The following is a 20,850-nucleotide window of genomic DNA, read 5'->3' on the forward strand; positions in this document are numbered from 1 at the left end:
TTTCAGTATCGAGGTTCCGGTCAGGCGGCCCGCGCGGATCCCCGGCCACCGGCAGCGCGCCCTATCGGCCCTCGTCGTCAGGCAGTTGGGCCGAACAGCTCGTCCAGCATCGCCACGCCATCCGCAGGCGCGCGTACCTCCAGGTGCAGCGCCTCGCCGTCCAGGTGGAGGTGGAAGTCGAGGAACGGGCAGCACCGCTGCTCCGCGGCGGCCAACGCGGCCACCGTCCCGGCCCGTTCCACGGGAAGCGTCAGCCGCACGCCGTCGGGGATCCGGGCCCGTACGGCGCCGTCGACGGCCGTGTGCCACTGGCAGACCCGCTGCTCCAGGCCGCCGGCGGACAGCGAACAGGCAACGGGAGCGAAGCGCCAGGGCTCCGCCTCCGCCGCCATGTCGCGTTCTGCGGCGGTGGATCGGGCGAGACTGCAGCCGGAGTCGCAGCGTCCGGCCCGGTCGGGCAGCGTTTCCAGCTGCCCGAGGGCCGAGCGCAGAACGGCGATGAACGAGGTCACATCGGCGCGCTGCCGTTCGGCCCCCTCCAGGCGGGCGGCGAGCCGCGGCAGCAGGTCGGCCTTCACGTCCGCGCAGGCGCCCGCCTCCCAGACGTCGAGCAGGTCCCCGATCTCGCCCAGCGGCAGCCCGAGGCGCTTGGCGGCCCCGATGACGGCGAGCCGTTCCACCGCCTCGCCACCGTACGTGCGGTAGCCGGCGGGCGTCCTGTCGGCCGGCAGCAGCCCGGCACTCTCGTAGAACCGCAGGGTCGTCGCCGGGACGCCGGTGATCTCGGCGAGCTGCGAGATGCGCAACGCGCTCATACCTCGGACCGTAAACCTTCGACCCGGCTCGAAGGTCAAGCGGCGACGGTCCGTACGCGCCCGGCGCCGCGCGGTCATGGCCGCCACGGTGGGCGATCGGCCGGGAAAAGCGGTGGAACCGGGCCGATAGTGGTGGTTAGCGTCGCGGTATGACCACGCGTACCTTCCGGATCACCGTCCGCGGCGCCTTCGACGGACTCAGCACCGAGCAGCGGTCCGAGCTGCTGGCCCACGCGGCGGAGCACGACGCCCTGCACGCGGCCTTCACCCCCGAGGGGCACCTCAGCTACGACATCATGGCGAGGACCGCGTTCACCTTCCGCTTCGCCGACTCCGGAGAGGCCGAGGAGGACATCCTGGAGGCGACCGAACGCGCCGAAACCGCGGCGCGGGCCTGGCTCACCGAACGCGGATACGGCTACAAGAACCTCCGGTCCGTCGCCGACGACCTCTCGCAGGCGCCCCTCGGCAAGCGGCAGCGCCGCGAGGCCGCCCGGAAGGCCGCTCAGGGCGGCGGCTGACAGAACCGCGCTCAGCGCTGGACAAGGAAATCTCTCCACCACGGCGTCTCCGGATGCTCCGCCGGGATGATCCGGGCTCTGGTGAGAATCTTCTCGTCCAAGGCCCGTACGAGAGCCCGCAGTTCACGTGAACTCTTCCTGGGCAGCGCATGGAGCACCGTCTCCAGGTGGGTGCGGGCGAAGGCGGTGCCGCAGCACTCCGGGATGCCGCAGCAATGACCCGAGAACGGGTTGAGCAGCTCTCCGAGGGGGCCGTGTGCCAGGGACTTCCAGTGCCAGAACGCTGCTTCGGTGGCCCCGGGCGAGAAGCGGGTGCGTTCGAGCCGGCGCAGGTCGGCCGTACACGATCCGGACAGCCGGTCGATCGACGGATACCGCCGTCGTCGCACGGCGCGGAGAGGGAATTCGCCCCGCAGGGCTGACGGGCGCCTACGCGGCATGGCCCTTTCGGTCGTCGCTCATGGGGCGCAAGCTACACCGCCCCGTACGAGCGGACCACCGGATATCCCGTGGCGTACAAGGGAGTTGGCTCTCCGACACCGCCCGGTGCGCGCGGCCGGCGAACCGGCTCAGGTGCGGATCGAGATCTTCATGACGCACCTCACACCGCCGCGGCCGTTCTTCTGCCGCTCGGCGTACCGGATACGCGTCCCGGACGCGGGCGTGGACGCGGGCGGACGCGATCTTGGGCGGTCGGCCCATAGGGGCGGACGCCCGGCGTCGGTGCCCCACGGGACGGAAAGCGAGACGGATCAACGCCGAAGGCCCCGACCTTGATCGGTCGGGGCCTTCGGTCTGCCCTGGCGGGCGGGTGCGGAGGATACGAGATTCGAACTCGTGAGGGGTTGCCCCCAACACGCTTTCCAACTGTGGTGGTGGGGCGGTGGGGTGCGTGCAGGGGCGTTCACCTGGGTTCATGGACGGCCCGCCGATGGGCTGCACCCGGCTTCTGGTCTCGTCTGAACGGCCGTGAACGGGGCTGAATGAGACGGAAACTGAGACGGAGGGCATCACAAGTTGGCCTGGTCACGTGCCTTGTGCCACGTTGTCCCACTCACCGAGGTTCCACACGTGGTGGCATCTTCTCAGCTGGGTGTAGCCGCCGGAAACGCCCACGCTGACGGAACTCCAGAAGGGTTCAGCCTCGCGGAAGTGCCCGCCGGCGGTGTGCCACCGGACTCCGGGGTAGGCGTGGCGGAGGGATTGCAGAGCGGCTGAAGCGAGGCCGCAGCGTTGGTAACCCTCGTAGGAGTGAGGCGCTTCCACCCAGCCGGTTCTGCACGGCTGGCAGACCACGTACTCGACCTCGAAAGCCAGGTCGGATCTGACGTATGCCGCGCGGATGCGCCAGCCTGTCCGCTCGTAGTAGCCCGCGGGCCGGTCGACCCAGGGTTGGGGTGGGGTGGCGGTCCCGTCGAAGCGGTACGAGGCGGGGTCCATCCACCGGCGAAGCCGGTCCCGCCAGGTCGGCTTGTCGGGCCACTCCCGTACCCAGTACACGTGATCAGCGCGGCGTGCCACAGCACGGATTGCCGCATCCTTGTCCGCCATGCGCTCTCCTCCCCAGGCTCTGGAATTGTCCTCGGCGATGGTCAGGTGCGTGGGAGGCCGCTGTACACCCGCGGGTTCCTCGCCGCATACCGTTTCGGCCAGCAACCTTGCGACTCAGAGCTCTCGACTGCGCAGAACTCTCATGGCCCTCACGCCTGACCAACGGTGTCCGGAGCGTCAAGGGCCGCACGTGCCACGACCTTGAAGGCCGCCACGGACTGATTGACCTGGCGGTGCATGGCGTCGCTACTCGGGACATCGCTCCGAGGTGGGACGCCGCGCGCGGCGCGGATCTCAGAGACAATGACGGAGGCTTGCCAGTCAGCGATCGAGCGCATGACGGTGTCGGCTTGTGCGGCCACTTCAGTCGGCCCCTCCAACTCCACGAGAAACAGCGCCTTCTCGATGCCGCGGATCAGCCCTCGGAGTCTGTCAGCGGTTCCTTCGGGCATGGTCTGGCCGAGAAGAGCCAACTCGCGGTAGGAACGTCTCAGCTCGTTGAACTGGGCAACAGAGTCCAGAAAGGCTGCGTAGGCGTCCCGGCGCACTTGGCGTCGCCAGTGGGCATGTTGGCTTCTTGACTGGTACCGACCGGTCAATCGAGCGGCTACCACAGCCCCTCCAGCGCCGACGACTGAAGCCACGATGCCCGCTACCGCCCCCACCAACGCGATCTCCCCTGCGTTCATGGCGGCATTGTGCCCTCGGAGGCGACCGGATCCACGAGAGATCGCCACAGCGGGTCCTCCCACTGTTCCGGCATCGTGATGACGGCGCCATCACGACGGCTTCAGAGCCATCAGCTTGGAAATCACCGCGCTTCGACGGAGCGATCGGGCCCTGACCAGCCGTAACCAATGCTGGAGCTCTGCCTGGACGATCGACCAGAACCCTCCGTTGACCGTGGTTTCCCGCCGCATCGGGCATGGCTCGGGCACGCCGACCGCCGCCGGATCTGATAGACCGCTACGGTTGATCACCCTGTTGGAAGGGGCGCTCCAATGCCTACGCTTCTCTACTACCCTCTGGTCAGACCGCCCCAGGAGGTCGTGCACCAGGCGCTGTTGTACTGGGACGGAATCGCATCCTTGGTGCCGTGGGATCGAGAGGTGTACGAGGAAGCAATCTCGGAGGAGCTGAAGCGTCTCAAGGAACGAGGGCTCTACCATCCCATCGCCCTCGGCACCCGGTACCGCCAGCCTCTCGACGACCTGCCTCATAGTGAAGTCTTGAGCCGGGCACTTCGTGGGCTTGCTGCCAGGCCGCCTAGCTCTCAGGCCTTCGTGATGGACGCCTTCCTCTTCGACTTGAAGCTTCCTTCCTTCCTGGAGGGAGAAATCACCCGCCTAGGTCTGGGGCGAAGGCTTGAGAACTTGGAGAGCCGGCGTGGTGCGGGTCTCGCTGTATCTCGGGATGTGCGCCTCTTGGTGCTCGGCACACTAGCCAACGAGGTGGCTCTCGCGACTGACACTCGCGCCTACACGCCGTACACAGATCAACGATCCGCCCACGAGACGTTGCTGCGGTCGATGGCTCCTGGCTTCGGTGTGGCAGCCTGGCGAGTCGAGCTTGGCCGTCTGCTGCCCATGCCAGCACCGGGCACCCCGACATCAGAAGTCCTGGCCTTTCGTGAAAAATATGCCACCGAGCGGGAACGCCTGATGAACGCCACTCAGACCATGCTCTGCGATTTGCGCCGCGAATGGGAGCACCCGGCCGATGTGCTGGAACGCATGCGGATGGGGTTGAAACAGGCACGTGAGGACTACCAGGCGGCCACACGAGCCAGCCGTATGGCTTGGGTGCAGAGGTCCATCTCAGTCACTGTGGGAGTGGCTACAGCCGCAGCAGGTGCGTTGGTTGTCCCCGATCTTGCTTGGGCAGCTGGCATAGCGGGCAGCATCGGGTTCAATATCGCTACCCGTGAAATCTGCCCTTTGTTCCGTGCGAGGAATGAGCACCCGTTCAGCTATCTGCACCAAGTGGATCGCGAGCTGGCGTAACGACGACTGCCGTCGGCAGCGCACGCGGGTGGAACCCCACCTGAAACAGCGAGAACATGGCCCGGGTGGAGGCCTCTCCTGATTTGACGCCTTCCCACCTCGCCTCCGGCATGATTCGAGCTTGCGACACCCGCTTTAGGAGTTCGATCGGGTGGGCTTACTGTTCACCGATCGCGGCGCTTGCACTGCTGTCCGCATCCCCCCGGATTCGCTGGCATCCGTCGTCGTTGATGTCAGCCGTAGATGTCAGAGGGCTCCGCCCGCAGCATCTTCGGGTCCAGGGCGCCCCGAGTCGTTGTGACCAGGGCTGACGGAGCAGCCCTGCTGCTCCTGCTTCGATCATGTCACTTCTGCTAGGAGGGAGATAGCGTCACGACACTTTCTCGGAGAAAATGTGAATTCGTCACGCGGCGTCGCAGACTGCGCGCTACGGAGATCTCCTCCACGTGCCAGTTCGCGAGCTCAGCGAGACGGGCCATTATGAGGTCTGCAGCGATCACAAAGAGACCGTTTCCGCTTCCGTGAGCTGAATTTCCAACGACGTAGACTAGGCGACCTTCACTAGAGATGATCTTCCGGCAATGACGGAAGAGCGTGAGCATATCGTCAGCGTAACCCTTGATCAGTTGCCTCCTGCCGGTGGCATATCGATCTTCAGGTACGGCATCCAATATTGGTTTGAGCAACTCGTGTACGGCTTCTGCATCGCCAGAGGACTCGTAGTCGTACTCGTCAGAGAATCGAACGCTAGGGTGACTTCGCAGAGTCCTAAACCTTTGAGAACGGAACTGGTCCGCATCCTCATAGAATCCCAGATACCAGGCTTCTGTTTTGTATATCTCGGTGTAGTCAATGTTATTTGGATAAGGGGGAGAGAAGACTACCAGATCCTTCTTATCCGACTCGTCGATGTGTTGCAGTGGCCGCCTTCCGTCTCCGAGTATTACGGACGCGAAGCCGGTAGTCGACAGGGAGCTCTCTGTGTCCTCAATCATTTGCTGAACGCGAATGGAAAACTCAACCCATGGCTCCCTGGGCTGCCTTTCTGAAGCGTAGCGAAGGGCTCGTCCATCTCTGCGAAGTCGACTCGAAGATTCTACGCAGGAGGCGGCGGCAGTGAGCAGCAGGTCACGCGTGGGAGTCGACACATCACAATGCTCAATTGCTGCTTTGATACGCAACAACGAAGTCAACAGGACGGGTGGAAAGTATGCTTCATTGGAGAAAGTTGAGAGCGCGGGAGTATCGGCGACGAAAGGAGTATCGCTCGTGTAGAGTCGTTCTATTTTCGCGTAGGCCCTTCTTAGTTGCTGAGCCAGGGCTGGCCCTGCCTGCAGAGCCATGACCTTACTGCTTGAGACGTGATGCAGAAAAGGATTTCGCTCAATCCCAGTTGCTGAAACGCGAACCTGGGAGGACAATTCGAGCGCGCTCACGAGGGTCGTACCGCCACCAGCAAAGCAGTCCAAGACCTTGAGTTCCGGCATTCCTTCAAAACTCAACTGCTTTAGCATCGTGGGCAAGAGGTCTCTCGAGAAAGCCTCCTTAAGGTGGAACCACCTGTGAAATGGCGAATCGCTGTTCCCTGTAGGTACGACTAGGCGTTCAAATTGAAGTGAGCCATTAACCGAATTCCATTGGGCTTCGAGTGCTTCGTAATGGGCTTCTACGCTGGGATTTGCGTTAATCATGTTCAATGGCTCACGTTATCATTGGCTCGCATGGCTTTGAGGTCGACTGAGATATGTGCGGTAGCTACTCGCATACTGGCTCACAGAAGAATCGCACGGGTGTGTCAAAGTCGTGCCTCGCGAGTAACTCAACTGGGTAGTCGATCTCCTCGTTCGCGTAGTGGAAGCCATCGGCGTAACTCACGCTCGCGCTTTCTGGTGTGATGCCTTTTCGGCGGCCATCAAATACCACGAGGTATCCGCGAGCTTCCGTGTCGGGGTCGTTGGAATGGTAAGAGTCCAGGTAGTCGGCGAGCTGTTGAGCACCGCTTTTCGCGCGCGCAGCGAAATAGGGTGTCTTGGTCTGCTTAGTGGCGTCGTGACTAAGGCCGAGCCATTTTATCTCGATCAGGGCAACACGGTTTGAAGCGGTCCAGGTAACCTTGATATCTACGGGCTTGGTCTCATTAACATTCTGCTCCGGCATCACTTGGATAGGACCGTGATCACGTAGAGAGGCCCGCAGGTACTGCTGAAGTGAGCGACGCATCGTTGCCTCCGGCTTGTTTACGAAGACGAGACGTGCAGGCTCCCTCCAAGTAGTGCGGAAGATGTCACACTGTGCGTGACGAACTGAAATGGTGCCGTACCGGACGAGGGACTCTCGAAGATCCAGAAAATACGGGACCGCGAAGTAACTCGGAAAATTTGCAATGGTTGGTACGGTGTGCGCTCCCCCGGGAGTGAGGATTTGCTCTTTCTGGTGGCCTGAGTAGCGATAAGAGACAAACTGTCCGTTGATAGCGGTTGTGTCTATCTCAGCGCACCAGGCGCGTATGTTGCCGTCGTGTTCGAAGTGAATAGACAGGGGACCTGCTTCTTGCCGGTACCACGCCGTCAACTCACGTGTTTGAGTAAATACGGCTGGAGCCACGCCAGCCTCGACCGAGCCAGTGCCTAGGGTGCGTATGACAGTGAGCCCTTTGGCCAGTCGTTCGGTGGTTAGAGCATCGTGTGTTTCCCTGACACGGGTAATCAGTTCGCGGAGCGTCTGAGCACCCGCGGAACCAAGCTCGCGATGGACCTTTACCGCAAATAGATCACGGGCAATGTCCGCCATCGCCTTTGCATCTACCAGCACCGCTACCCCCTATACGGCCCAGTTGTCGGCTTCTTCAGACGGGCGGAGCTGCCCGGCGCCGTCGAGCGTCGTTGAGAGATACTCGAGCCAAACGACCGCCGGAATCATGAGATCTTCGGCTTCAGGGACGGCTTTGGAAACTGCCTGGAAATGCTCCATCAGAGTCTCGCGACCACCCTCGCCAAGGAGCTCGCGTTTACTCGATAGCTCCAAGGCCCGGCGCAATGAAGGCTCGGCGCTGATCGATTCTCCCACTGCTGGGAGGGGAATTATCAGAGTGCTTCCGCAAGCTCCTGTGAGGTATGGCATGCGAGCCTGGAATCGCCCTAGAGAAGCGTATTGTTGCCACTCGTCGAGTCCGGCGTTGGATAGTTGCAGCCCGGAGGAGCCAGAAACAAGTAGGGAGGAAACCTTGAGTTGGTCGACAGCTGAAGAAAGCGATTCACTATAAGGTGCGGCAGAGTGCGTTGCCGAGAACTGGTATCCCCACTCGCTTGGCGGGTTTCCCTCATAGACGGAGAGAAGGCAGGAAAGATACGCAAATAGACTAGTCTCGCCCTCGGTCGCTCCGCCCGACACGACGGATAACTCTTTGCTGATGGTGAGAGTGTCAAATACAGCGTCTGGGCTCAATGTCACAGTTGCACCGTGCTTTGCCGGTCTTCTGCGCTGGACAGAATCGCTTCCACCCGCGAGTACGCTTCGTCGAAGAGAGCTTCCTCGCTTGCCTGCACTTCACTCAAGGCTGACCAGTCGGTCATCCTTACAAGCTCCATATGCTCTGACCCGCAAACCTCAGCCAGCCGTAGAAGTAGCTGGTTGGCATTAATATTCGCGGTCATGATCATGTTCTTGCCGGCGAGGACGAACTTGCCAAACATCGCGCCTGCGCGCGCCTCATACGCGATGTCCAGAGAGCCTTCGGGGGTGTCTATGTAGCTAGTGACTGATTCGCCGGATTCTGTCATCTGTTGGATCAGGGCCATGCGTAGTGCTATGTCGATGAAAAATCGCTGGCTTTCTGAGAGGGCGGTTGTGGCACGGCGACGGGTTCCCTGTACTTCAAGTCCGAGTACGAAGCGGGTCTTGTCTGCTGTGTCTAGGAAGACATCGAGGTCGAGTCCCAGGAATTGACGGGCCAGTTCCCTGAATGCAGGTACGAACTCTGTCTCCGCTGTTTCGTAGGCAGAGCGCAAGGCGCGTTGTAGCGGCTCTAGTTCTCGCCTGGCTGCATCCCGCTTATCACGCCACTCATCCCTTCGTTCCGTGGCTCGCTTGCGTTCAGCTTCAGCTAGGCGTCGTTGATCGAGTAAACTCGAAATACTACCGTCGGAAGTGGGTAGCGCCTTTTCATTGGCGGCCTCAAAATCTTCCAGAGCCTCGGTTGAGCTGCTGTGAAGCTTCAGTGCTTCGTCAACCGCTTTATCGAGTCTGTCGCGACGCACTTGAGCGGCCTTTAGTCTCTCGCGTGTCGCAGCGAGTTCCGCGTCAACTTGCTTGAGGGATTCGAAAGACTCGGCAGTCGGTGACTCTTGCTCAATTGTGGAATCGCAGAACGGGCAGGAACGACTGCCCAGCTTCTCGGATAGTCTTGCACTGATATGGGCGTCCTCGGTTCCACATACTCCGCACCTGTTGGATTGTAGGGCGTCGACTACCAGCGGGTGGAAGCGCGGAGCTGAATGACTCTTCAACCGATGAGAGAAGACTTGGTCGTATTGATGCCTGAGAGCCTGATATTCTGCACTCACGTTGGCAAGGTCGAGCCTTGCGTCTGCCGCCTCGCGCTGACGCCTGTGGAGTTCGCTTGCATGAGCGTCTACCTGGTCTACCAAGTTTTGATGCTTCTCAACGAGGCTCTCAAGTGCAGCCTCATCGATGTCCGCGACTCCCATTTCCTTCATCCGTCTACGGGCGGTTGTCACTTGCCATTGCGCGTTTCGGCGTTGAGACTCGGCCCTATTTACGGCATGGGTCAGCTCATCTGCCCGTTTGGCATCTTCGGCGTGAATGCCAAAAGCGAGATAGAGCATAGGGGTTGTTACCTGCTCATCCCAGAAGAGTAGATGGCGCCGCTCGTCGAACGTGAGCAGGAAGTGCTGAAGAAATACGAACTGATCGAAACTGCTTAGGTGGCAATCTTCAAGGAGAAGGTTCTTGTAATTTTCGTGGCGCAAGTCATCGTCGTCTGTCTCGATGCTGACGATTTCACCAGCGTCGTTCACGATGCGCAAGAAGCGCAAGGCTTCGGGCTCGAAGAGGTTTCGCGTCAATTCATACTGTCGCGATCCGACTGTGAATTGCAAACTCACTTCCGCGGCATCTCGGTCCAACTCTTCGATTCGACCGTCAAAGTAATGTCGCGAATATTCTAGGTTATTCGTGTAGAACTTGCGAGTAGAGGCAAAGGCGCTACGGTCTGGGTTCGCCACGATCCCCGTAAGGCCAAAATTGATGGCTGCGAGAAATGACGACTTTCCGAGTCCGTTCGCCCCTGCGAGACAAAAGACGCCGCGCTGAATATCCACTTCAAGCGTCGGACGTTCTTTGTAGATGGAGAAATTCTGTAACCCGACACGCTCGATAGTGGGCAGCCGCCGCCTGATGCTCACCTTGCCACCCTTCCTGAGACCGAAGACCACGCAAAGTTACAGGATGGGTCTAGCTGGACGCTACGACCCGTCAGAAGGTCTTAAGGGCACGGCCGTTCGTGCCGGCTGGCGTCCTCAACAGGTCGGCGGAGCGGGTTTGGCCGGTGGCCTGCCCGGTTTGGGGTCGAGCATGATCAGGGGGCCGTACGCTAGCTGGCATCTCGGGCAGTCTTTGGAGCTGCCCGGAATTTGAACGAGTGGCCCCCTGGTCTTGCTCGACGCGGGACCCGGACCGGGGAGGTGGCTAAAGCCGTGGAGCCGACCGGGCCCAGCCACGGAGGGTCTTCTCTGCTCTGCCCGCTGCACGTAGCGCGCCGCCGGGCGCGGCCAGCCGGGGCGAAGACAGGAGGCCGGCCGCGCCGTGGAGGCGGCGCGCGCCCGCGCCGTGCGCGGGCCTTGAACCAGTAGAGAAAGTTATAACTCAGTCTGTGGCGTAGGGCTTGAAGTCGTCTACGCAGGCTGGGAGTTGCACTCCATGGCGATGAGCGAGCGGCAGGAAGATCACTGGTCGGGCAGTCCATGTGATGCGGGTGCTTGATTGGGTGATGGATACCGAGCATGCCTCTGAGCGCATGAGGGTTCGCCTGGTCTCGATGCGGCCTGATCCGAGCCAGTCCCATGCCTTCTCGGAGGCCTGTGCATCGAGTGCAGGTGTGAGTGTCCGGAGTGCGACGGCGATCCATCGGTCTGCCTGTGTGGCTGATGCGGCGTCGAAGCAGCCGAGGAGAGTCGGCTGTTGGGCTCGCGCGAGGTCTTGTGTCCAGCACTCGCACCAGTAGCCGCGGACGAGTCCATTCACGATGATGCCCCCGGCGGGCTGGCTACAAGTACGTAGCGCGTGTGCTCGTCGTACAGGGTGAGTTGGTAGGCCGTGCCTGTGGTCAGGTACGTCAGGGCTCGTTCATGTTCGGCTTCGTCCGTCAGCCAGTGTCGGCCTGGTCGTGCGTACGGGGCGTCGAGCTGGTCTGTGATGTGGCCGGCGCGTTCGCGGAGCCAGCGCAGTGCGAGGCGGGGGCTCGTTGCTCTGTGGCCGCCGAGAGGGATTGGACTGCCTCCGCGTAGGGAGTAGGCGGCTGCCCAGCAGCGGTAGTTGGGGTGCTCGTTGCCCGCGGATAAGCCTACGGTGCCAGGCGATGTCAGCACGGACTGCCTCCGGGACGTGTGCCGGTGAAGAGCTCCGCGGTGACCGTGTGGCCGCCATGGCTGTCGTGGACCACGACCCGGTGGGCGATCACGCTGACCATGCCCAGGCCTCGGCCGTGTACCGCGTCCTCCCCTGGGTCCTCAACCTTCGGGGCACTTCCCGTCCCGCCGTCGTCCGTGATCGACAGGGCGATCACCCGAGGTGAGACGCCGAGAGCCAGATGAAAGCTGCCGGACTCTCCGCCGCTGGCCGTGTGGAGGATCGCGTTCGCGCTCAGCTCGCTCACGATCAGTTCCGCGTCCTCGACCAGCGGCGATCCCCGCAGGATGTCCCGCGTCCAGCGGCGGGCCCGGCTGACCTCTTCCGGAAAACCTGGGCAAGTAAGTCCCCAGACCCGGGCGGTGCTCGTATACTCGTGCATACAAGTTCCTTCGTGCAGGTAGGCCGCCATGTGCAGCGGGTTCGGGCTAGACGAGTTTCACGCCGTCGTGGGCGCGAATGGCCGGCGGGGATACCGCGTTCAATGCGTCCAGGACGCGGATCGCGTATGCCTCGTCGGCGAGTTCGATCACTTCTTCGCGGGTGACCCAGCGCAGTGCGCGGGTCTCGTCCCCGGTGGTCGGGGTCCCGTCAGCGGCCTGGCAGCGGAAGACCAGGGAGACGATCAAGCCCTTCATGTTCTTGTAGACGCCGGTGAGGGTCGCGGGAAGCGCGATCTTGATGCCGGTCTCTTCGAGGACTTCGCGCTGGAGAGCTTCGGGGAGGGTTTCCTCGCGTTCGAGGACTCCGCCCGGCGGCTCCCAGTGGCCGTTGTCGCGGCGCTTGATCAAGAGAGCCCGGCCCTGGTCGTCGACGATGACTCCGGCAACGCTCACGGAGTGCGGACGGTCAGTGCTCACGTTCCTCGGCCCTCTCGGCTGACTAGGCTCTCCACCGTAGCAAGAGAACTCGCCCACACGTCTAGATACCTAAAGGAGTACCCGTGACCTCACTCCCGAGCCTTCTCGGTGATCTCGACCCCACGAGTGATCGTGCGGTCTTCCGGCAGATCGCCGACCAGCTGCGCGAGGCCATTGATCGTGGGCGGTTCAAGGAAGGTGAAAAGCTGCCCTCGGAGGCTGAACTCGTCGAGCATTACGGGGTTTCCCGTATGACGGTCCGGAACTCTTTCTCCGTCCTCCAGAGCGAGGGCCTGGTCCACGCCGAACACGGCAAGGGCGTCTTCGTCCGGCCCCGGCCTCCCGTCCGACGACTTGCCTCGGATCGATTCGCCAGGCGCCACCGCGAGCAGGGGAAGTCCGCGTTCATCGTCGAGGCTGACGCCGCGGGCAGCCATCCGCAGGTGGACAGCCTTGAGGTCAAGGAGGAGAAGGCGAGCCAGGACATCTCCACGCGCCTCGGTTCCGTGCGGCGGGTGCTCGCTCGTCGTCGGCGGTATCTGCTCGATGGCCGGCCGGTCGAGTTCGCCACGTCGTACCTCCCGCTCGACATCGCCCGGGGCACGCAGATCGCCGAGCCCAACCCCGGTCCCGGCGGTATCTACGCCCGACTTGAGGAACTGGGCCACCACCTCGACCACTTCGAGGAGGAAATCCGCGCCCGTATGCCCTCGCCGGCCGAGGTGAAGACGCTGCGGCTGGCTTCCGGGGTCCCGGTCATCCACCTGATCCGCACGGCATACGACACCGAGCGGCGGGCTGTGGAGGTCTGCGACACGGTCATGGCGGCGGACGCGTACGTCCTGTCGTACCAGCTCCCGGCGACCTGACCGGCGGTGCGCGAGGCCACTTCTGCGGACTCGTACACGCCGACAGGCATACTCGTATAGACGAGTGGGCAAGTTGTGTGGCAAGGTGGTCACCGTTCCCGGGCGCCGCGCTCGTGGATCGCACCTTGTATAGACGAGTAGATAGGAGAGTGCCATGCGCACCATCCGTGTGGAGACCTCGGCCGCCACGATCCTGCTGACCGAGGCTCCTGAGCCCAAGGTCCGTGACCGTCAGACAGGCGAGGTCGCAAAGGATGCCGTGAGTGGTGAGTCGCTGATGACGCTCGGCGTCGTCTACATCGAGGAGGGGGAGTCGGCCCTGATCAAGGTCACCGTGCCGGAGAGCGGGGTGTCGGACGGCCTGGCGCTCGGTGCGCCGGTCTCGCTGCCGGGTCTGGCCGCCCGTCCGTGGGAGAGCGTCTTCAACGGGCAGCAGCGTCACGGCATCGCCTACCGCGCTGCTGCCGTGACTCCCTCCGAGTTCCCGACCGCCATGGGAGCCACGGCCTGATGACCGATCTCTCGACGGTTCTGGAGGTGGGTGGTCCTGTCGTCGCACTCGGCGGCGGGGCCGCCTACGCCCGGGCCCAACACCCCGGCGTCTACTGGTCCACGGTCGGCCTGCCGCTGTCGACCGTGCGCATGCTCAGTTCGTACAGCTCCGTCATGGAGGCGTGCGGGCTGACCGTGGCCCCCTCCCGGTTACGCGCACTCGCCGTCAAGGCAGCCACTCGCCGGGAAGTCCGTCCCGTACCGCCGCGCCGGGGCCTCATCCGGCCCACATCGACCGGGCTGCGGCTACGCCTCCGGCTCGCTCCTGGACAGGAACCCGCCGACGTCGCGGCATCGGCCGAACGGCTCCGCCACGCCTGGGGGGTTCACGCCGTGTACGTCACCACGGTCAAGCCGGGTGTGGTCGAACTGCGACTTGTCGGCTTCGACGTCCTGCGGCGGGTCCGCATGCCGCGCAAGCTCACCGGAGACTTCCTCAAGGTTCCGGTGGCGATGCGGGAGGACGCCACACCCTTCGTCCGCGACTACCGCACCATCCCGCATCAACTGACGCTCGGCGCAACGCTCTCGGGCAAGTCCATGTACCTGCGCCACCTCATCACTGGACTCGCCCGGCAGCCGGTCGCCCTTGTCGGCATCGACTGCAAGCGCGGCGTGGAGCTGGCCCCCTTCGCCCCGCGCCTCTCCGGGCTGGCAACCGATCCTGACCAGGCAGCCGAGTTGCTTCCCGTCCTGGTCCAAGCCATGGAGAATCGATACGACCTGATCAGGGCCCGTCAGGGCATAGCACCGGGCACCCCGAACGAGGAGATCACCTCCGACATCTGGGGACTGCCCGAGAAGCAACGGCCTGTCCCGATCGTGCTGTTCGTGGACGAGGTCGCCGAGCTGTTCCTCGTCGCCACACGCAAGGACGAGGAACGACGGGATGAGATGGTCACCCAGCTCATCCGCCTCGCCCAGCTCGGCCGTGCGGCAGGCATCTACCTGGAAGTCTGCGGACAGCGCTTCGGCGCCGAGCTGGGCAAGGGGGCGACCATGCTGCGGGCCCAGCTCACCGGCCGCGTCTGCCACCGCGTGAACGACGAGGCATCGGCGAAGATGGCACTCGGCGACATCGCCCCCGAGGCAGTCTCCGCGGCTTGCGCCATCGCGCCCGAACGCCCCGGCCTGGCCGTCGCCGGTGACACTTCCGGCGGCTGGTCCCGTATCCGTACGCCGTACCTCTCCCTCGGTGACGCTGCCGAAATCTGTCAGGAGACGGCCCACTTGGTGCCCGATCTCGCCGCGCTCAAGCCCTTCCGGCCCGACGTGCCTGCTCCGCCCGTCGATTCCCCGGCCCCGGTCATGCGACCGCGCCCCGTCACCGACTGAGCTGCGCAACCCCTCCACGGTCGGCGTGACCGCCTCACGCCACGTCCCTACCCCTCCCATGCCTGAATCCGGAAGGAGCCGCAGCATGCGTGCCCAACTGGCCCGCGTCGACGCGGTGCTCGTCCAAGCGGTCATCGCCGCCGCCTTGTCCTTCGCCCACCTGCACGACATCGCCTCAGCTGCGGGACAGGACGGGTGGAAGGCCTGGGCCTACCCGGTCTCGGTCGACTTGCTGCTCGTGGCGGCCTGGCGGCGCCTGCGGTCCGGCGAGGACAAAGCGGCAGCATGGTGCTGGTTCGTCATCGCGCTCGCCGCATCGCTCGGTGCGAACATCGCCACCGCCGGACTCCTCGACATGAACGCGGTGCCGGCGTGGCTCCGCATCCTCGTCGCGGGCTGGCCCGCCGTCGCCTTCCTCGGCGGCACGCTGCTGGCCCACTCCGCCCCGGCGACGGTGAAGGACGAGCCTGAGCGGCAAGACATCGAGGCCACCCTCGAACCGTCCGCCGAGCACACCGAGGAACCGGCGCCCACGCCAGCTCCCGTTCCACCTGCGGTGTCCGTCCCGGCCGCGCTCGTCGAGCACGCCCGCAAGGTCGCCGCCGACCACCTGAGCCGCACCGGCACCCCCATCGACACACCTACCTTGCGCGCCCGGCTCGGGGTCCCCGTACCGATGGCGGATGCCGTCGCAGCCCACCTCTGACAGGAGATCCGCATGACTGCCCATCGCCGCTTCCGCGCTGTCATCCGCATCGGCCCCGTCCGGGTGGGCACCTCCTACGACGGTCGCGGCCAGGAGAAGCACACCGCCGCCTGCACTGCTCCGCGATGCGGCTTCTCCTCCGACTACGACAGCCGCGCCGCCGCCGAGTTGGCCGCCCGCACCCACCGCTGCCCCGTCCGCTGAAAGGACTCGCCCCGTGACCGTCAGCCTCCCGCTCGTCGTCGTCCTCGGCTTCTTCGCCTGGGGAGCGGTCAAGTTCCTCGGCGTCCGCACCTGGGTCGTCGTCCTCTTTACGCTCTTCGGCTTCTGGCTCTCGCACACCTTCATGGCCCCGGCGATCGAGTCCGGCACTCGCTCCGGCGTGGACATCGTCAACGGCTCACATGACTAGACGAGTAGGTAAGGAGATCTTCGCCGTGTTGCTGCCGAAGTACCCCGACAACCCGACCCCACCCGCCGAGCACAGCCACGCACCCGCCGCTCCGCTGCCAGCTCCTCGTGGGGCGTCCCAACTCAACGTCAGCACCGGGGCCATAGCCACCGTGCTCGTCGGCGGAGTCGTCCTCACCGCGCTTCTGACCGCCGTCGCAGTCTCAGCGATCTCGGTCGCCGTCGCCGCTGTGGTCCTGCGCTCCCTGCTCCGGGACACCCGCCGCTGAACTCCCGGCCTCCGGGGCGGACTCGATACCGCCAAGCATCCCGCCGCCCCGGAGGTCCAGTTCCTTCCGACCTGAGCCCGAAGGAGAAGCCATCATCACCCGCGCCACTCCGCCTCCGCTGCCCGAACTCGGTCGACTGGCCTCGTTCGGCACCATGCCCGGCCTGCTCCGTCAGCTCTCCGGCCTCGGCGGATGCACCCATCCGATCCGCCTCGACGGCCACCGCACCGAGTACGACGTCGACACTCGGACCGGCGAAATTGGCAATGTCCTCCACCGAATCGACTCCACCACCCTCCCGGCCGGCCACCTCCTGGTCCGCTGCAACAACCGCCGTACGACTCGCTGCCAGGCCTGCGCCGAGGTCTACCGCCGCGACACCTTCCACCTGATCACCTCCGGACTCCGCGGCGGCAAAGGCGTTCCCGAACACGTCGCCGCACACCCGCGCGTCTTCGCCACCTTCACCGCCCCGAGCTTCGGCCCGGTCCACAATCGCCCCTCGGGACCTGCCGGTTCAGTCCGCCGCTGCCGGTGCGGGGTGCTCCACGACCAGGAGGACGAAGCCCTCGGCACCCCGATCGACCCGGACACCTACGACTACGAAGCGGCCGTGCTGTGGAACGCGCACGCAGGAGCTCTGTGGCGCCGCTTCTCGACGTACCTGCGCCGCGCACGGCTGCGGTGACGACCCGTGCGGCAGGAAGGCTGGCTACTGCCCGCAGCGCCAGCAGATCCGCCGCGAGCACAAGAGCACCAAGTCACGCGCCGGACGGCGCACGGTCGGTCTGCCAGATCCGTTGATCAAGCTTCTCCGGCAGCACCAGGAGGAGCAGGAGGGGGAACGGCTGGAGGCGGGCACGGACTGGGAGGACAAGGGGTACGTCTTCGCCTCGCCGGTCGGTGGGCCGCTGAGCCCGAACACCGACTACCACGTGTGGAAGCGGCTGCTTCGGGACGCGGGCGTACGGGATGGGCGACTGCATGACGCACGCCACACCGCTGCGACCGTGCTTCTGCTCCTCGGGGTACCGGATGTGGTCGTGGACGCGATCATGGGATGGGAGCCCGGGGGAGCGGCGAGGATGCGCGCCCGGTACATGCACGTCACCGGAACCATCCTGCGGAAGGTCGCTCAGCAAATCGGCGAGGCGATCTGGGAGCCGCCGAAGGCCAACTGAGACGGAAACTGAGACGGATCAACGCCGAAGGCCCCGACCTTGATCGGTCGGGGCCTTCGGTCTGCCCTGGCGGGCGGGTGCGGAGGATACGAGATTCGAACTCGTGAGGGGTTGCCCCCAACACGCTTTCCAAGCGTGCGCCCTAGGCCTCTAGGCGAATCCTCCGCCGGAAACAATACAAGACCGAAAGCAGTGCTCGCGAACCCGTTCCCCCGAGCCGTCTCCCGGCGGGCCGAGCGAGTGCCCCCGGGCCCGAGCACCGGGGTCGATCCGCTAGGGTGGGGGTCAGCCCCTCACGCGGCGCTATCTCACCGAACTCCCCCAGGGCCGGAAGGCAGCAAGGGTAAGTGAGCTCTGGTGGGTGCGTGGGGGGCCCTTGCGTGTCCGGCCCCTGCGCCGCTGTGTGTCGGCCCCTGCGCCGCGCCCCTCTTCGTACGCGTACGAAGCCCGCCCCCGCGCGGGCCTTGTCTCCCGCGGGGCTTGGGGCGCGACCGGTTGTCGGCGGGGGCCGATATCGTCGGAGGCGTGTCGTCACTCGCGCTGTACCGCCGCTATCGCCCCGAGACCTTCGCCGAGGTCATCGGGCAGGAGCACGTGACCGATCCGCTGCAGCAGGCGCTGCGCAACAACCGGGTCAACCACGCGTATCTGTTCAGCGGTCCGCGCGGCTGCGGCAAGACGACCAGCGCCCGGATCCTCGCGCGCTGCCTGAACTGCGAGCAGGGGCCGACGCCCACGCCGTGCGGTTCATGCCAGTCCTGCCGCGATCTCGCGCGCAACGGGCCGGGGTCGATCGATGTGATCGAGATCGACGCGGCGTCCCACGGTGGTGTGGACGACGCACGCGAACTCCGCGAGAAGGCGTTCTTCGGTCCCGCGTCGAGCCGTTACAAGATCTACATCATCGATGAGGCGCACATGGTCACGTCAGCGGGGTTCAACGCCCTGCTGAAGGTGGTCGAGGAGCCGCCCGAGCACCTCAAGTTCATCTTCGCGACGACGGAGCCCGAAAAGGTCATCGGCACGATCCGCTCGCGCACGCACCACTACCCCTTCCGTCTCGTCCCGCCCGGCACGCTCCGCGAGTATCTGGGCGCCGTGTGCGGCCAGGAGAAGATCTCCGTCGAGGACGGCGTGCTGCCGCTCGTCGTCCGCGCCGGCGCCGGGTCCGTACGTGACTCGATGTCCGTGATGGACCAGCTCCTCGCGGGCGCCGCCGAGGACGGTGTGACGTATGCGATGGCCACGGCCCTCCTCGGGTACACCGAGGGGTCGCTGCTCGACGGTGTCGTCGACGCCTTCGCGGCGGGCGACGGCGGTGCCGCCTTCGAGGTCGTGGACCGCGTGATCGAGGGCGGGAACGACCCGCGCCGCTTCGTCGCCGATCTCCTCGAGCGGCTGCGGGATCTGGTGATCCTCTCCGCGGTGCCCGACGCGGCGGAGAAGGGTCTGATCGACGCCCCGGCGGATGTCGTCGAGCGGATGCAGGGCCAGGCCTCGGTGTTCGGCGCGGCCGAGCTGAGCCGCGCGGCCGACCTCGTCAACGAGGGGCTGACGGAGATGCGCGGGGCCACGTCGCCGCGGCTGCAGCTCGAATTGATCTGTGCGCGCGTACTGCTTCCCGGGGCGTTCGCGGACGAGCGTTCCGTACAGGCCCGGCTCGACCGTCTGGAGCGGGGCGCGCCCTTCGCGGGCGGTCCGGCCGCGGCCGGGGCGGGGCCTGCCATGGGCTATGTGCCCGGCCCCGACGCCCACACCCCGTCCGCCACCTCCGCCCCCTCGCCCCAGGCCGGCCCGACGGGACCGGCGGCCGCCCGTGCGGCGCTGCCGGGCCGAGGCCCGGCGGGCGGCGCCCCCGAGGGGCAGGCTCACCAGCACCAGCACCAGCAGCAGCAGGCCTCGCAACCGCAGCAGGCTTCGCAGCCGCAGGCCGCGCCGGAAGCCTCGCAGCCCGGTGGCTCCGCGCCCGCCGGCCCAGGGGGCGGCGGGCAGGGCGGCCCCGGCGGTGGCGGCCCCGCGCAGGAGGGCTCGGGACAGCGTCCCGGCGCCTGGCCCGCGGCATCCGGAGCGGCACCGGACGGCACCGCGCCCGCGGCATCAGCACCATCGGACACGGCAGCACCAGCACCGGGCGGCCCCGGCGGCACGCCTCCCCCGGGCGGTACGTCGTCGCGTCCCGGCGCCTGGCCCACCGCGGCGCAGCCCGCAGGTGCGGCGCCTCAGCAGGACGGCACGGCAGAGACAGGTACCGCGCCGGGCACGGGTGGGCGGCAGCCCGGTGCCTGGCCCGGCGCCCGCGGCTCGGACAGCGCCCCGTCCCAGGCAGGCTCGCAGACGGGCCCGTCGCCGAGTGCCCCCTCCCAGAGCCCCCCGTCTCCGGCCGGGCCGGAGACGAACGCGACCGGCCCGGGCTCCGGCGCGCCCGCTCCGCCGCCCGCCGCGCAGGCCGCGCCCGCGGGTTCGGCGCCCGCGGGTTCGGCGCCCGCGGGTTCGGCGCCCGCGGGTTCGGCGCCGGCGGCCGCGCAGGGCGCCGTGCAGGTCCGGCAGATGTGGCCGGACATCCTCGAGGCGGTCAAGAACCGCCGCCGCTTCACCTGGATCCTGCTGAGCCAGAACGCGCAGGTCGCCGGGTTCGACGGCACCACCCTCCAGATCGGGTTCTCCAACGCGGGCGCCCGCGACAGCTTTGTGACCGGCGGCAGTGAGGACGTCCTGAAGCAGGCGCTCTCCGACGCGCTCGGTGTCCAGTGGAGGATCGAGGCGATCGTCGACCCGTCGGGCGGTTCGGCCGCGCCGGGCGGTGCACCCGCCGGTCCGCGTCCTTCCGCGCCGGCGCCGCAGTCGCCCCCGCCCTCCCGCCCGTCCGGGCCCCCCGCACCCGCGCCCTCGCAGCGGCCGGCGGCCCCCGAGCCGCAGGCACGCCCCGAGCAGGGTCCGCCCCGCGACCCCGGCCCACCGCCCATGGCGCTGGAGGACGACATGCCCGCGGAGGACGACCCCGACCTCGACGACACCGCCCTGAGCGGACACGACCTGATCGTCCGCGAGCTGGGGGCCACGGTCGTCGAGGAGTACACGAGCGAGTAGCGGCGGACCGTACGGGGGCGTGACCGCCGAGCGACGCTCCGTCAC

General features: G+C 65.7%; 20 protein-coding genes, 1 tRNA gene, 1 other RNA gene and 2 pseudogenes. 13 read left to right on the forward strand and 11 right to left on the reverse strand.

What is annotated here, in order from left to right; all coding sequences use genetic code 11:
- Nucleotides 1–77: 77 nt before the first annotated feature.
- Nucleotides 78–815 (reverse strand): MerR family transcriptional regulator, encoded by a 738-nt coding sequence (locus ABZ822_RS08080; RefSeq protein WP_360848605.1) that lies wholly within the window; start codon nucleotides 813–815, stop codon nucleotides 78–80.
- 149 nt (nucleotides 816–964) lie between these two features.
- Between ABZ822_RS08080 and ABZ822_RS08085 the strand changes: the two genes are divergently transcribed.
- On the forward strand, nucleotides 965–1,336 hold the full coding sequence (locus tag ABZ822_RS08085; protein WP_360848608.1) for a DUF6204 family protein: 372 nt from the start codon (nucleotides 965–967) through the stop codon (nucleotides 1,334–1,336).
- An 11-nt stretch (nucleotides 1,337–1,347) separates the two neighbouring features.
- On the opposite strand, the gene ABZ822_RS08090 is transcribed toward ABZ822_RS08085, so the two are convergent.
- From ABZ822_RS08090 to ABZ822_RS08100, 3 genes are all read right to left on the reverse strand, one after another.
- Nucleotides 1,348–1,725 carry a hypothetical protein gene (locus ABZ822_RS08090; protein ID WP_360848611.1) on the reverse strand — a complete coding sequence of 126 codons (378 nt, stop codon included), beginning with the start codon at nucleotides 1,723–1,725 and terminating at the stop codon, nucleotides 1,348–1,350.
- 637 nt (nucleotides 1,726–2,362) lie between these two features.
- The gene (locus ABZ822_RS08095) at nucleotides 2,363–2,887 is read right to left on the reverse strand and encodes a hypothetical protein (RefSeq protein WP_360848614.1); all 525 of its coding nucleotides are present in this window, start codon (nucleotides 2,885–2,887) and stop codon (nucleotides 2,363–2,365) included.
- A gap of 149 nt (nucleotides 2,888–3,036) precedes the next feature.
- A complete protein-coding gene (locus ABZ822_RS08100) occupies nucleotides 3,037–3,576 on the reverse strand; it encodes a hypothetical protein (RefSeq protein WP_360848616.1) in 540 nt (179 codons plus the stop codon).
- Between the two features lie 360 nt (nucleotides 3,577–3,936).
- Between ABZ822_RS08100 and ABZ822_RS08105 the strand changes: the two genes are divergently transcribed.
- Nucleotides 3,937–4,890 carry a DUF6236 family protein gene (locus tag ABZ822_RS08105; protein WP_360848619.1) on the forward strand — a complete coding sequence of 318 codons (954 nt, stop codon included), beginning with the start codon at nucleotides 3,937–3,939 and terminating at the stop codon, nucleotides 4,888–4,890.
- A 353-nt stretch (nucleotides 4,891–5,243) separates the two neighbouring features.
- Here ABZ822_RS08105 and ABZ822_RS08110 read toward each other — a convergent pair whose 3' ends face one another.
- From ABZ822_RS08110 to ABZ822_RS08135, 6 genes are all read right to left on the reverse strand, one after another.
- Entirely contained in the window at nucleotides 5,244–6,587 is a 1,344-nt protein-coding gene (locus tag ABZ822_RS08110) for a hypothetical protein (protein WP_360848622.1), read from the reverse strand.
- A gap of 58 nt (nucleotides 6,588–6,645) precedes the next feature.
- A complete protein-coding gene (locus ABZ822_RS08115; RefSeq protein ID WP_360848625.1) occupies nucleotides 6,646–7,701 on the reverse strand; it encodes a hypothetical protein in 1,056 nt (351 codons plus the stop codon).
- A gap of 9 nt (nucleotides 7,702–7,710) precedes the next feature.
- Complete coding sequence (locus tag ABZ822_RS08120) at nucleotides 7,711–7,956, reverse strand: hypothetical protein (protein ID WP_360848628.1); 246 nt, start codon at nucleotides 7,954–7,956, stop codon at nucleotides 7,711–7,713.
- A 380-nt stretch (nucleotides 7,957–8,336) separates the two neighbouring features.
- Complete coding sequence (locus ABZ822_RS08125) at nucleotides 8,337–10,313, reverse strand: AAA family ATPase (RefSeq protein WP_360848631.1); 1,977 nt, start codon at nucleotides 10,311–10,313, stop codon at nucleotides 8,337–8,339.
- Nucleotides 10,314–11,488: 1,175 nt separating this feature from the next.
- Complete coding sequence (locus ABZ822_RS08130; protein ID WP_360848634.1) at nucleotides 11,489–11,917, reverse strand: ATP-binding protein; 429 nt, start codon at nucleotides 11,915–11,917, stop codon at nucleotides 11,489–11,491.
- Nucleotides 11,918–11,963: 46 nt separating this feature from the next.
- Complete coding sequence (locus tag ABZ822_RS08135) at nucleotides 11,964–12,371, reverse strand: NUDIX hydrolase (RefSeq protein ID WP_360848637.1); 408 nt, start codon at nucleotides 12,369–12,371, stop codon at nucleotides 11,964–11,966.
- A gap of 107 nt (nucleotides 12,372–12,478) precedes the next feature.
- On the opposite strand from ABZ822_RS08135, the gene ABZ822_RS08140 reads away from it, so the two are divergent.
- The 9 genes and pseudogenes from ABZ822_RS08140 to ABZ822_RS08180 form a co-directional block, all read left to right on the forward strand.
- Nucleotides 12,479–13,264: a GntR family transcriptional regulator gene (locus ABZ822_RS08140; protein ID WP_360848640.1), complete on the forward strand. Its 786-nt coding sequence runs from the start codon at nucleotides 12,479–12,481 to the stop codon at nucleotides 13,262–13,264.
- Nucleotides 13,265–13,418: 154 nt separating this feature from the next.
- Nucleotides 13,419–13,775, forward strand: coding sequence for a hypothetical protein (locus tag ABZ822_RS08145; protein WP_360848643.1), 357 nt, complete (start codon nucleotides 13,419–13,421; stop codon nucleotides 13,773–13,775).
- Complete coding sequence (locus ABZ822_RS08150) at nucleotides 13,775–15,151, forward strand: FtsK/SpoIIIE domain-containing protein (protein WP_360848646.1); 1,377 nt, start codon at nucleotides 13,775–13,777, stop codon at nucleotides 15,149–15,151. Before ABZ822_RS08145 ends, ABZ822_RS08150 begins: the two co-directional genes overlap by 1 nt.
- A gap of 85 nt (nucleotides 15,152–15,236) precedes the next feature.
- Nucleotides 15,237–15,857 (forward strand): DUF2637 domain-containing protein, encoded by a 621-nt coding sequence (locus tag ABZ822_RS08155; protein ID WP_360848649.1) that lies wholly within the window; start codon nucleotides 15,237–15,239, stop codon nucleotides 15,855–15,857.
- A 12-nt stretch (nucleotides 15,858–15,869) separates the two neighbouring features.
- The gene (locus ABZ822_RS08160; RefSeq protein ID WP_360848652.1) at nucleotides 15,870–16,061 is read left to right on the forward strand and encodes a mobile element transfer protein; all 192 of its coding nucleotides are present in this window, start codon (nucleotides 15,870–15,872) and stop codon (nucleotides 16,059–16,061) included.
- Nucleotides 16,062–16,074: 13 nt separating this feature from the next.
- Nucleotides 16,075–16,269, forward strand: coding sequence for a hypothetical protein (locus ABZ822_RS08165; protein WP_360848655.1), 195 nt, complete (start codon nucleotides 16,075–16,077; stop codon nucleotides 16,267–16,269).
- 25 nt (nucleotides 16,270–16,294) lie between these two features.
- Nucleotides 16,295–16,537, forward strand: coding sequence for a SpdD protein (locus tag ABZ822_RS08170; RefSeq protein WP_360848875.1), 243 nt, complete (start codon nucleotides 16,295–16,297; stop codon nucleotides 16,535–16,537).
- Between the two features lie 154 nt (nucleotides 16,538–16,691).
- Nucleotides 16,692–17,207 (forward strand): annotated as a pseudogene (locus ABZ822_RS08175) (replication initiator); the annotation flags it as partial.
- A 1-nt stretch (nucleotide 17,208) separates the two neighbouring features.
- A pseudogene (locus ABZ822_RS08180) lies at nucleotides 17,209–17,718 on the forward strand (tyrosine-type recombinase/integrase); the annotation flags it as partial.
- Nucleotides 17,719–17,798: 80 nt separating this feature from the next.
- Here ABZ822_RS08180 and ABZ822_RS08185 read toward each other — a convergent pair.
- Nucleotides 17,799–17,883: transfer RNA gene (locus tag ABZ822_RS08185), tRNA-Ser, on the reverse strand.
- A 119-nt stretch (nucleotides 17,884–18,002) separates the two neighbouring features.
- Here ABZ822_RS08185 and ffs point away from each other — a divergent pair.
- Together ffs and ABZ822_RS08195 are read left to right on the forward strand one after the other, a co-directional pair.
- Nucleotides 18,003–18,099: signal recognition particle sRNA small type (ffs, locus tag ABZ822_RS08190), an RNA gene on the forward strand.
- 144 nt (nucleotides 18,100–18,243) lie between these two features.
- Nucleotides 18,244–20,805: a DNA polymerase III subunit gamma and tau gene (locus ABZ822_RS08195; protein ID WP_360848658.1), complete on the forward strand. Its 2,562-nt coding sequence runs from the start codon at nucleotides 18,244–18,246 to the stop codon at nucleotides 20,803–20,805.
- Nucleotides 20,806–20,850 lie beyond the last annotated feature (45 nt).

Source organism: Streptomyces sp. NPDC047108 (genome assembly GCF_040643575.1).
Classification (GTDB): domain Bacteria; phylum Actinomycetota; class Actinomycetes; order Streptomycetales; family Streptomycetaceae; genus Streptomyces.